At 43.8% G+C, this 11,999-nt stretch carries 11 protein-coding genes; 5 read left to right on the top strand and 6 right to left on the bottom strand.

The features are described from left to right. The first annotated feature begins 97 nt into the window (after positions 1–97). A complete protein-coding gene (locus LZG73_RS11990) occupies positions 98–787 on the top strand; it encodes an NUDIX hydrolase (protein ID WP_233849397.1) in 690 nt (229 codons plus the stop codon). Between the two features lie 28 nt (positions 788–815). Here LZG73_RS11990 and coaD read toward each other — a convergent pair whose 3' ends face one another. The 4 genes from coaD to LZG73_RS12010 form a co-directional block, all read right to left on the bottom strand. Further along, on the bottom strand, positions 816–1,298 hold the full coding sequence (gene coaD / locus LZG73_RS11995; RefSeq protein ID WP_233849407.1) for a pantetheine-phosphate adenylyltransferase: 483 nt from the start codon (positions 1,296–1,298) through the stop codon (positions 816–818). A gap of 18 nt (positions 1,299–1,316) precedes the next feature. Beyond that, positions 1,317–2,222, bottom strand: a complete 906-nt coding sequence (locus LZG73_RS12000; protein WP_233849409.1) for a DUF3822 family protein — start codon at positions 2,220–2,222, stop codon at positions 1,317–1,319. Between the two features lie 28 nt (positions 2,223–2,250). Beyond that, positions 2,251–2,748, bottom strand: a complete 498-nt coding sequence (locus tag LZG73_RS12005; RefSeq protein WP_233849411.1) for an NUDIX domain-containing protein — start codon at positions 2,746–2,748, stop codon at positions 2,251–2,253. Between the two features lie 68 nt (positions 2,749–2,816). Then, positions 2,817–3,257 (bottom strand): CBS domain-containing protein, encoded by a 441-nt coding sequence (locus LZG73_RS12010; protein WP_233849413.1) that lies wholly within the window; start codon positions 3,255–3,257, stop codon positions 2,817–2,819. Between the two features lie 138 nt (positions 3,258–3,395). Here LZG73_RS12010 and LZG73_RS12015 point away from each other — a divergent pair, with 138 nt between their 5' ends. Continuing rightward, positions 3,396–4,823, top strand: a complete 1,428-nt coding sequence (locus LZG73_RS12015) for an ATP-dependent RecD-like DNA helicase (RefSeq protein WP_233849415.1) — start codon at positions 3,396–3,398, stop codon at positions 4,821–4,823. Positions 4,824–4,876: 53 nt separating this feature from the next. On the opposite strand, the gene LZG73_RS12020 is transcribed toward LZG73_RS12015, so the two are convergent. Further along, positions 4,877–5,833, bottom strand: coding sequence for an L-threonylcarbamoyladenylate synthase (locus tag LZG73_RS12020; RefSeq protein WP_233849425.1), 957 nt, complete (start codon positions 5,831–5,833; stop codon positions 4,877–4,879). A 177-nt stretch (positions 5,834–6,010) separates the two neighbouring features. Here LZG73_RS12020 and LZG73_RS12025 point away from each other — a divergent pair, with 177 nt between their 5' ends. The 3 genes from LZG73_RS12025 (at position 6,011) to LZG73_RS12035 (ending at position 10,262) form a co-directional block, all read left to right on the top strand. After that, positions 6,011–7,750 carry a GMC family oxidoreductase gene (locus tag LZG73_RS12025; RefSeq protein ID WP_233849427.1) on the top strand — a complete coding sequence of 580 codons (1,740 nt, stop codon included), beginning with the start codon at positions 6,011–6,013 and terminating at the stop codon, positions 7,748–7,750. A 29-nt stretch (positions 7,751–7,779) separates the two neighbouring features. Next, positions 7,780–8,415, top strand: a complete 636-nt coding sequence (locus LZG73_RS12030) for a gluconate 2-dehydrogenase subunit 3 family protein (RefSeq protein ID WP_233849429.1) — start codon at positions 7,780–7,782, stop codon at positions 8,413–8,415. A gap of 176 nt (positions 8,416–8,591) precedes the next feature. Further along, complete coding sequence (locus LZG73_RS12035) at positions 8,592–10,262, top strand: hypothetical protein (protein ID WP_233849431.1); 1,671 nt, start codon at positions 8,592–8,594, stop codon at positions 10,260–10,262. A 68-nt stretch (positions 10,263–10,330) separates the two neighbouring features. On the opposite strand, the gene LZG73_RS12040 is transcribed toward LZG73_RS12035, so the two are convergent. Beyond that, positions 10,331–11,944 (bottom strand): ABC-F family ATP-binding cassette domain-containing protein, encoded by a 1,614-nt coding sequence (locus tag LZG73_RS12040; protein WP_233849433.1) that lies wholly within the window; start codon positions 11,942–11,944, stop codon positions 10,331–10,333. Positions 11,945–11,999 lie beyond the last annotated feature (55 nt).

Below are 11,999 nucleotides of genomic sequence, written 5' to 3' on the forward strand. Positions count from 1 at the left end.
TGTATATTTGATACAATCACAAATTTATCAATAATAATCACTGTCTAAACTAAACTCTTTACTTAATTTTGGCATCGATTAACGTACCATTTGAAAAATGACCATTTTTTTTGACGACCGCCCATTTAGAATTGTACGGACCAATCGGCTTTCTGCTGCGGAAACTTCCAGTTTCGATCACATTGTTGATTTGAGACTTGAAAAGCTGCAAAAAAAGATGCTAACCGGCCATGTGCTGTTCCTTAACGCAACGGCAACCACAGCAATCCAAGTTATAGAAATGCTTGAAAAGGCACTGCCGACGGAAATGTTATCCATCACAATGGCGACGCGGGAAAAAGCGGAAGTGGAGGAAAAGATCAAAAGCATTTACAAAGTCATTAAAGCGGCCGGCGGTGTGGTTGTGAAAGACGGGAAATGGCTGTTTATGTTCCGCAGAAAAAAGTGGGACCTTCCGAAAGGGAAACTGGATAAAGGCGAAAATTCAAAAACGGCAGCCATCCGCGAAATTGAAGAAGAGACGGGCGTTAAAGCATCGGTCAGAGATAAGATCTGCACAACCTGGCACACTTACAGCCTCAATAACAACCGCATTTTGAAGCGCACGAAATGGTATCTTTTTGATTGCATTGATGACTCCAACATGCAACCGCAGGCTGAGGAACAGATTGAAAAATTAGAGTGGTATACGCAAGCAGAGTCAAAATCGATCCTGATTAACTCTTACAGCTCGATCCGCTACGTTATTGACAGCTTGAACAAGATTCACGACAGTAAACCTCAGTAACCTTGCAATACATTACTTTTTAATAGACTCAGCCTTCCTGGTTGAGTCTATTTAATTCGGAAAGCGAGTAAGGCAGGAAATCATCCACCCGCTGCCCGTAACGGTGCAAATCGCGGATAATGCTCGAACTGATCGGCGCCAGCATGGGCGAGGTGATCAGAAAAACGGTTTCAATTTCTTCGTAAAGATATCTGTTGACCTGGGAAATGCCGTTTTCGTATTCGAAATCGGTTGTGTTACGCAGGCCTCTCAGCAAAAAAGTCGCGCCAAGTTCTCTCGCAGTGTGTGCAGTAAGGTCGTCATAAGTAATGACGCGCACATTTTGCTGCTCCGAAAATGTTTTTTCAATCATTTCTTTCATCACATCCAATGGAAAGTAGCGCTTCTTGATGGCGTTATTTCCAATGCCAATCACCACTTCATCAAAAAGCCGCAAGCCGCGTAAAACAATGTCTTCATGTCCTTTTGTAAACGGATCAAAAGATCCCGGAAATAGGGCTATGCGCTTCATAATGAGAGGATTTGCAGGTTAAGACGAAACGAGATAGGTGTTGAACAAGCCGAAATAACGATGTCCCGGAACGTCGGCACATTGCCTGTTGTATTTCAGCGTTGTAGGCCCATTTCCTAGCTGCAAATTGGGGAAAAATCGGGAAAGCTCCGTATAGAGATCTGATGAAGTTGAAATTTCACCATAACAAATCACTTTCATTTCCTCGGGAAGGAAGTTTAACTGACTTAGGGTGAACAGGATAATGTAGGCAAGCTCCTGCACTTTCGAAAACCTGAACCGGTTGCATAGAATCAGTTGCTGACTTTCCGTAACAATCAATGTAAAGTAATCTTTTTCAAAATAAATGGAAACCACGCGCAACTGCTGGTGTTCCAAATGACTTACCAATGCACCAATGATCAGTGGACTGGTAAGGTGGTAAAAAGTGATTTGCGAAGATCCGAAATGGTTGATCATCCAGTCATACCAAACCTGCGGAACACTGAAAACGTTGTGTGCATGAATGAGGGGCAGGTCATGATAAAGCACTTTATCATCTTTGGAAACGGGATTTCCCAATGCAAAGGCCAGGTAATCCGAAGCTGCGTCATGCTCGAAGATAAGATCAGGAATAAGACTGAATGCGTGCGAATTGATTGCAATGCGAACGTTTTTCCAGCTGTGAGAAGACCAGAGCAAATGCCCTGTAAACACTTTTTTGAGTCTTTCAAAAATCTCGTTAGGGTTCAGGACAGTCTCGAAGTTGTAATCTTCCAGCCAAATACACTCCATATTTTCGTCCCGGATGATGCAAAACCGGATGTGCCGCTCGTCCACCTCAATGCATAATGTACACAAGGGAATGCTCGACGCGTCGAATGAGTTATCGCCTACGAGTAAGGTAGGAATAATTTCAATGACCTGGTTTTCAGTATTTGCCACAGTATCGGGGAAAAGTTAATGTCAAATGTTACGCTTCGTTTCCGGACAGGAATCTATTTAATGTAAAGATTTGTTCCAGAGATTGTATCCGGGTAAAAATGCTGTGATATGCATTGGCCGGCAGCGAATGAATGTCTTCCAGGCGCTTCATGCTGACCTCCTCAATGATTTGATTCGCCGATGAAATTTCGGGATCAACGCCTCTGCCAAGCGAACCTTCCACTGATTTTATTTCAAAAAAAAGCTCAATTGCGTGAAGCGGAGACTGCACATGTTCATTAACGAAAAGGAATTTTCCAACCACAGCAACCAGTCCGGTTTCTTCTTTAATTTCCCGTTGCAGCGCAGTCACAGCAGTTTCTCCAAACTGAATGCCTCCTCCCGGAGGACTCCAGAATGACTGGTTTTTGCCATACAATGAATGATTTACTAACAGAATCTGATTATCAATAATGTATATCCCGCTTACGCGAACCCGGACATTACCCGCATACAAATTCGTTAATTCATCGCTCAAAGTTTGCACCACCTCTCACTTTTTTAGAGCGGCAAAGATAACCAAGCAAAGATGATTGACAAGATATAATTGTCAGCTCAGGAATAAGGACTTCCCGAAATGTAGCTTTCCAGCGAATTAATGTGCTGCTTCTGCTCGTGAATAATGGCCGACACAATGTCATTGATTGATATGATGCCGATCAGCTTACCATCTTGATTTACAGGCAAATGGCGAATGTGCTTATCAGACATGATCTGCATACATTCCTCGATTTTCTGATCCGTTTCGACGGTGATCACCTTGCTGGTCATAACCTCCCGAATGCGTGTGTCGCGCGAAGCTCTTCCTTGCAAAATCACCTTCCTGGCGTAATCCCTTTCCGAAAAGATACCAATCAATTCATTATCTTCAAGAACCAAAACTGCACCGATGTTTTTCGCGGCCATGAGTTCCAGGGCCTCAAACACTGTATTATCCTGCGTTACGGACCAGAGCGCATTGACAGGCTTGTTGCCCATTACATGTTGTACTAGCATAGATGTTTGGTTTTGGAGTGTATAAGATTGGGAGTCTAATATATGCAAATACAACCTTAAAATCCAATTTATTCTAAGTATATTTTTGTAACTGACACGCACTTTGAGTTTCGTATTCGTTGCGTTAGTTTTGGCATTATGGAAACAGACAATACTTTACCATCACAACTTTTACGCAAACGTTTTCCTTTCAAACCCACCGAAGGCCAGCTCAGGTTTTTCGAAAAGACCAATGATTTTTTGGTTGAAGAAAAGGGCCTGGAACGTTACCGCGACTGTTTTCTACTAAAAGGTTATGCCGGAACGGGAAAGACGACGATTATCAGCACATTAATAAAAGTGCTAAAAAATTACGGTTACAAATCTGTTCTCCTCGCTCCTACCGGCCGTGCGGCAAAAGTAATGTCGGGATATTCCGAGAAGCCCGCACTGACGATTCATAAAAAGATATACAAGCAAACTGCCGATTCATTTTCTGGGAACCTGACTTTTCAGCGCCAAAAAAATTACCACGACAACACATTGTTTATCGTCGATGAGGCATCGATGATTACGGATGATGCTGATTTTGGAAACAAGAGTCTCCTTGCTGATCTGATTGAATTTGTTTTCGAAAATCCCGGAAACAAGCTCATGCTCGTGGGCGATGTGGCGCAGCTGCCGCCGGTTGGAAAAGAATTGAGCCCTGCATTGGATGGCGAATATTTGGAAAAAACATTCTATATGTCTGTTTTTCAAGAGGAATTGAAGGAGGTTATGCGGCAGGACGAGTTGTCGGGCATATTGTTTAATGCAACATTGCTTAGAAACCAGCTCGTCGCAGAAAAGCCTGAAATTCAGATTACTACACGCTCCTACCGAGACGTTTTCAAGATGACGGGTGAGAAACTGGAAGAAGGATTGCGTTATGCCTATGATAAATACGGACAGGAAAATTCCATCATTCTCACGCGTTCCAACAAATCAGCGGTCCAGTATAATGAATACATTCGGCGCACCATTAATTTTTCAGAGGAGGAACTGGACGCCGGCGACCGGTTAATGGTGGTGCGCAATAATTACAACATTCTCGACGAAGAATCGCCGGCTGGTTTTGTCGCAAACGGTGACTTTGTCGAATTGCTAAAAATCCGGAAAACGCAGGAAATGCATGGCTTTCGGTTTGCGGACGTGACGCTTCGGATGACAGATTATGAAAAGCAGCCGGAATTTGAAGCCAAAATTTTCCTGGACACGCTGCATTCCGCCTCGCCTTCCCTATCCACCGAGGATAATAAAAAACTCTACGAAAGCGTCCAAAAGGATTATTTTGATATAAAATCAAAGAAAGAAAGAATGGAAGCCTTGCGGAAAGATCCGTTCCTGAATGCATTGCAAGTGAAGTTCGCCTACGCTTTAACCTGCCACAAAGCGCAAGGCGGTCAATGGAGTTCTGTCTTCATTGATCAGGGCTATTTGCCTGAGGAACAGATCAATGTAGAATTCATCCGCTGGCTTTACACGGCGATCACACGGGCAACGGATGAGGTTTTCCTGATGAATTTCCATCAACATTTTTTCAAATAGAAGCTTGAATGGCGTTAAATGTCAGAGGCACGAAACATTCATACGAAACTGCCTTATTCTTTTGCGGCGGCTCTTTGAAGGCGATCATTTATTGCAGGGCCTAAGCCATGCATTGGAACATGCTCTGCCCTGATTTGCTCAACTGGCGAGGCGTCCAATTCTCTCAAATATGCAAACAAGTTATGCGCCGCCTCTTTCGTATCACCGCTTTTGCTTAATATCCGCTGATATTTCAAATCAATGCCTTCTATATATTGATCAAAAACCAGATAGCCGGTGAGCTTATCTTCATTAACCGAAAAGGTTTCTCTTTTTTCCAAATAAAGCGGTTTCCGGGGCGCATAGTGGCTTTTTAACATGCCCGGCGCTTTGGGATTAGACGAAGAATGTGGCATCAACTGGACTTTCCCAATCACATTCTCAATGTCTTCAATCGCCAGGCCGCCTAGCCGATAAACAATGGCTTCACCATTTTCAAAACCCAAAATCGTGGATTCAATCCCGACATCGCTTTCACCGCCATCCAATATATAAGGTATTTTATCGCCCAATTGTGCATTCACGTGCTGTGCATTCGTTGGACTTATATATCCGAAAGGATTAGCACTTGGGGCAGCTATTGGAAACGGCAGCGAGCGCAACAATGCAAGCAATAAAGGATGGTTAGGAACACGCACGGCAACATTATTCAGCCCGGAAGTCACCAAATCTGGAATAATCTGTTTTTTTGGAAGCAGCAATGTCAATGGCCCCGGCCAAAATTTGTTTGCGAGCAATTTTGCCTTTTCCGGAAATTCAGAAACGTAATTTTCAACCTTTTCCAGTGAATCCGTGTGAATGATCAATGGATCAAAGGAAGGGCGATTTTTGACTTCGAAAATAGATATAACAGCACTGTCATTCAATGCGTTACCAGCCAAACCATAAACGGTTTCGGTAGGAATAGCCACTAATTCTCCTTTTAGAAGAAATTCTTTTGCAATGTCAATGTCGTGTCCAATAATCGCCAAAATGGGTGCTGTTTTTGAAAATGCAAAAGTAAGGTGCTGAATGTTAACAGCAAATGGCTGATCAAGTCATTTAGATTGTTTTTAAATAACCTTTAAATCTGCCCGGGCAGATCACCCGTATAGATTCCGTGTTTATATTTATTGATTAAATAGCATTTCTAAACTACCCTTTTTACTATGTTTCAAATCAAAGAACAACCTGCTGTTTTTGACGTCTGTATCATTGGCTCAGGAGCGGGAGGTGGAATGGCAGCGCTTCAACTTGCTCAACAAGGAGCCAAAGTGGCCCTTTTAGAGGCAGGTGGATATTACGATCCTGCTGATCCTAAATATATTACCCAGCTTAAATGGCCTTACGAGTCGCCACGTCGCGGTGCATCCAATCACCGTCCATTTGGTGATTTTGACGCTGCATGGGGAGGTTGGGAAATTGAAGGCGAGCCTTACACACGCAAAAACGGAACACAGTTTGACTGGTTCAGATCCCGAATGCTAGGAGGCCGGACCAACCACTGGGGACGCATTTCCTTACGTTTTGGACCAAAAGACTTTAAAAGAAGAAGCATTGACGGGCTTGGCGACGACTGGCCAATCGGTTACGACGATGTGAAGCCATATTACGATAAGGTTGATAAATTGATCGGTGTTTTCGGCACGGTTGAAAACATGGACAATGAGCCAGATGGCCTTTTCCTTCCTCCGCCTAAGCCACGTTTGCATGAGCTTTTCCTTAAACAAGCTGGAAAAAAAGCCAACATTCCGGTCATTCCTTCCAGACTTTCCATTTTAACAAAGCCAATTAATGATCAGCGCGGCGTCTGCTTTTATTGCAGCCAATGCTCTCGCGGATGCCAGGCCTATGCGGATTTCTCATCATCATCCGTACTTTGTATCCCTGCTGTAAAAACGGGCAATGTGACTTTGATCAACAATGCAATGGCGCGTGAAGTGCTTACAGATCAGGTTACAGGCCTTGCAACTGGCGTATCGTATGTGGATCGCGAGAAACTTACGGAACATACAATTAAGGCGAAAGTTGTGGTTCTTGCTGCCAGCGCAGGAGAGTCTGCGAGACTTTTATTAAACTCAAAATCAGACAGGCATCCAGCCGGACTTGCTAATTCCAGCGGCGTGGTTGGAAAATATCTGCACGACTCAACCGGCGCTTCCCGTGGCGCATTCCTTCCGCATTTGATGGATAGAAAGCGTTACAACGAGGATGGCGTAGGCGGAATGCACGTGTACACGCCTTGGTGGCTTGACAACAAAAAACTCGATTTCCCAAGAGGCTACCACATTGAATACGGCGGCGGAATGGGCATGCCTAGCTATGGATTTGGCTCTGGAATTGAAAATATGAACGGAAAGTATCCAACTGCGGCGGGCGTTACAAAACCGGCTGGTGGTTATGGAGCTTCTCTAAAAGAAGATTACCGGCGTTTTTACGGAGCTTATGTGGGTATGGCAGGCCGCGGTGAAGCAGTCCCGAATATCGATAATTACTGCGAAATCGACCCAAATGTGGTTGATAAATACGGAATTCCGGTGCTGCGCTTCCATTACAAATGGACTGATTATGAGATCAAACAGGCGAAGCACATGCACGATACATTCGAAGAAATGATTCATGCGCTCGGTGGCGTTGCGAGTGGCGCAAAGCCAGGCGCTGACACAAATTATGGCCTTGCAGCTCCGGGACGAATCATTCACGAAGTGGGAACAGTCCGCATGGGTAACGATCCGAAAACGTCTGCGCTGAACAAATTTTCACAAGCGCACGACGCTAAAAACGTTTTTGTGGTTGATGGTGGTTCGTTCGTTTCTCAGGCAGATAAAAACCCAACCTGGACCATTCTTGCGCTTTCCATGAGAGCTTCGGAATTTATCGTTGACCAGGTTAAACAGAAAAATATCTAATCATTTGAACACAGTTTCAAATCATCATTATGAAACGTAGAGATTCATTAAAAGCATTAACGCTCAGCTCATTAGGCCTCACTGCACTCAATCCGCAGATCGCCATGGCTGAACAAAGAGACCTTGAAACGCAACTCCCGCCGGAAACACCGGTGAAGGTTCCGGGCGGAAGGCTCAAAGAAGAAGCGATCCGGGATGCAAAATTGATGCAGCAAAAATTTCTGACTGCGCCGGAAATGGCAACGATCAAAGTGTTGGTGGATATTATTATTCCTGCTGACGACAAGGGAGGCAGCGCGACGCAGGCTGGCGTTCCGGACTTTATTGAGTTCATTGTCAAGGACATGCCGCAAAATCAGGTTCCTTTGCGAGGCGGACTTAAATGGCTCGATCTTGAATCTAACAAAAGATTTACCAAGAATTTTACATTGCTTACCAAGGCGCAGCAATTGCAAATTGTAGACGATATCGCATATCCAGAAAAAGCAAAACCTATGCACAGCCAAGGCGTTGCGTTTTTCAACCTCATGCGCAATTTGACTGCATCGGGTTATTATACTTCCAAAATTGGCATAGCCGATCTTGGTTACGTCGGCAACACGCCAAACGTTTGGGAAGGTGTTCCTGCTGATGTTTTGAAGCAATATGGTTTGAGCTACGAATAAAATTCAAGTCTGAATATTTACGGGAAACCCCGGTTGCTGAATGGCAGTCGGGGTTTTTATTTTTGCCGCCCAATAACTGACGCGCACCGGCCAATAAAGGGATTGTATAGCGCATAATGTATTGATTTAGTTAGCAGCATGAGCACACACACGCTCTTGTTTGAAGCTGCTGAATCATGCCCTCCATCACATCGCATCCCTTTTTCGTTCGAGCCATTTGGATGATGGCGTTCACCATTATTGCCATCTTTTGGAGCACGGTCTTTTATTTTGCTTATAATTTCCCCTACTACGACGACTTCCAGTCCATCATACTTTTCCTGACAACTTTCATCCAATCGGAGAGTTTTTGGGACAAGATTTGCCTTTTTTTTGAGCAAAATTTTGAACACCGCGTAGTCCTGGCAAAATTTCTAACGCTGGCAGTTTATTGGTTTACCGGACAAGTTAATATCAAGGCCTTGATCATTCTCGGCGACCTCAGCCTGTTGGGAACATTGTTTTTGATGTTCAGATTTCTCATTGACAAACAACTCTCGCTGCTCGGTTTTTTCACGATTGTGTGCCTGCTTTTTCAAGTGCAACATTATGAGGACACCATTTCCTGGGCCACTTGCAGTCTGCAACATGCGCCGTGCATCTTCTTTTCCATGTGGAGTTTTTATCTCGCATTAAAAGGCAAGAGGCTGGTTTGGAGCAGCTTGCTGGCACTTTTAGCGCTTTTCACGAGCGCCAATGGGCTGTCGACGATTATCATTGTAATTTTCATATCGCTATTTTCTCAAAGACCCGGATATCAAAAAATCTTGCAAGCAGTCATCCTTCTGGTTATCACAAGCCTGCATTTATTTACAATGAAAATCCACTCAGGCTCCATGATGGACCATGTTTTCATGCATGTTGTCCTGAAATCACTGATCATGTTATCGTTCGTAGGGCAGCTGGCTGATATGGGTTTTACCAATCATCTGGCTCCAAGCGTGGTATTTGGAATCGCCTTTTTGTTTCCAATAATCATTGTTGCCTGGAAACTGGCAACCAAACGATTACCCGACATTAGCAAGATGCAGTGGTTTTGCATCACGGGCACGATCACGTTGCTGTTCGTGGGGTTTCTCATCATTTTTGCTAGAAGCGAAGTGCCTGATTTTGTAGGTTATCGAATGGACCGTTACAAGATTTACTCCGCATTCTTTGCCATTTTTGCCGTTGGATTTTATGATCCATATTGGACATTAGGCTGGCTGGGATCTTTGATCAAAGTTGCCTTTGCAGCAGTTGCATTAACATTTTGCATAAGCTCCTATTACATTTATTTCGATAAGATAACGCAGGTCAGCAGGGAGATCAGCGCCAATGAGCTGAATTACAATTGGAGTAAAACGATATATTATCCCGTTGTTTTTGAAGACATTAATATTTCTAATAACCTCGATTTCGCGCAGCGGACATTCATGTCAGGCGAGCATAGTCGTTTGGAAAAGTTGGTAAGCGACATTGATTGGAGCGACAGCGGCAAGGCTATTGCGGCCGAAATAGTGACAATGCCGGATCGGTTGGTCATTCGCAATGCAGTGCAAAATGAGACTACGACGCAAGCCGACGAACTTTATGTCGTTGCCACGGACGCGGTGGATGACCAACCCAAATATTTTTGCATCGCTTCCAATAATTATCTAAGGTCAGTCAGGCGCTTTTATTCCACATTCAAAAAATCAGTAGGCGCTGACTTCACTTCCACCATTTACAAGCGAAAACTGAAACCGGGCAATTACAACCTTCATTTGCTTTCTATTGCGGATGGAAAGTCAGTAAAAGTAAACGCAATTGGAAAAATCGCTTTGTAATTTACTTGGAAGCCCAACAAAAAAAGGCTGCCCTTGAAGAGCAGCCCAACTTTTATAAAGGAAATTCCTTAATACAACTTTTGACGCTGCTGTTTAACAGTTTCGTCTTTAAGGAATTCGTCGTAAGTCATTAATTTATCCAGAATTCCTTTCGGTCCAATTTCAATGATTCTGTTCGCGATCGTGTGGACAAACTGGTGATCGTGAGAATAAAACAACAGACAGCCTGAAAAGTCAATCAAACCATTGTTCAATGCGGTGATCGATTCAAGGTCAAGGTGGTTGGTTGGGTCATCCAAAACCAAGGCATTTGCACCGGATAACATTGTTCTGGAAAGCATGCAACGCACTTTTTCACCTCCTGAAAGCACTTTTGCTTTTTTCAACGACTCTTCTCCCGAGAAAAGCATTCTTCCTAAAAATCCACGGATAAAGCTTTCGTCCTTCTCTTCGGAATACTGACGCAGCCAATCAACCAGATTCAGATCCACTTCAAAAAACTGTGTTGGGTCTTTTGGAAAATATGATTTTGTGATTGTTACGCCCCAAGTGTATGTTCCTTTGTCAGCCTTCTGAATTTCGTTAATAATGTCGAAAAAAGAACTGATCGCCATAACATTACGGCTCACAAACGCGATTTTGTCTCCTTTATTAATATTAAAACTCAGGTTGTCAAAAAGCTTTGTCCCATCATCTGCGGTTTTAGACAAGCCTTCTACGCGAAGCAATTGATCCCCCACTTCTCGCTCCGATTTAAAAGCGATATATGGATATTTCCGGGAAGACGGCTTAATGTCGTCAATGGTCAGCTTATCCAAAAGTTTCGCACGGGAAGTCGCTTGTTTGGATTTGGATGCATTGGCACTGAATCTTCGGATGAAATCTTCCAATTCCTTTCGCTTATCCTCAGACTTCTTATTCTGGTCCTGGCGTTGCTTCAAAGCCAATTGGCTCGATTCATACCAGAAGGAATAATTGCCGGAGAACATTTGCACTTTACTGAAATCAATGTCCACCACATGCGTACAAACCTCATCCAAAAAGTGCCTGTCGTGAGAAACAACAATGACCGTATTTTTGAAATCTGCCAGGAAGTTTTCCAGCCAAAGCACTGTTTCGACGTCAAGGTTGTTGGTTGGCTCATCCAAAAGCAGCACATCCGGATTGCCAAAAAGTGCCTGCGCAAGTAATACACGCACTTTATCATTGGCATTGAGGTCGCCCATTGTGGCACTATGCTGTTCTTCCGTAAGGCCTAATCCGCTCAATAATTGTGCAGCTTCCGTCTCGGCTTCCCAACCATTCAAGTCAGCAAATTCGGCTTCAAGGTCTGCGGCTTTTTCACCGTCAGCGTCTGTAAACTCTTCTTTCTCATAGATCGCTTCGCGTTCCTTCATGATCTTATACAGGCGCTCGTGGCCTAAGATCACCGTATCCATGACTGTATATGCATCAAATTCGAATTGATCCTGCTTCAAGAAAGTCATCCTTTCGCCCGGATTCATCGATACATTTCCTGTTTGCGGTTCTATTTCGCCTGAAAGGATTTTCAAGAATGTAGATTTCCCGGCGCCATTCGCACCAATCACACCATAACAGTTGCCAGGAACAAACTTTATATTTACCTCGTCGAATAACACCCTTTTGCCGTATCGCAATGATACGTTCTGAACCGTAATCATTTTAAAATAATTTTTATGAATGAGACCGCAAAACTACGAAATTCAGAACGAATTC

The sequence above is a fragment of the Dyadobacter sp. CY326 genome, assembly GCF_021390515.1.
Classification (GTDB): domain Bacteria; phylum Bacteroidota; class Bacteroidia; order Cytophagales; family Spirosomataceae; genus Dyadobacter.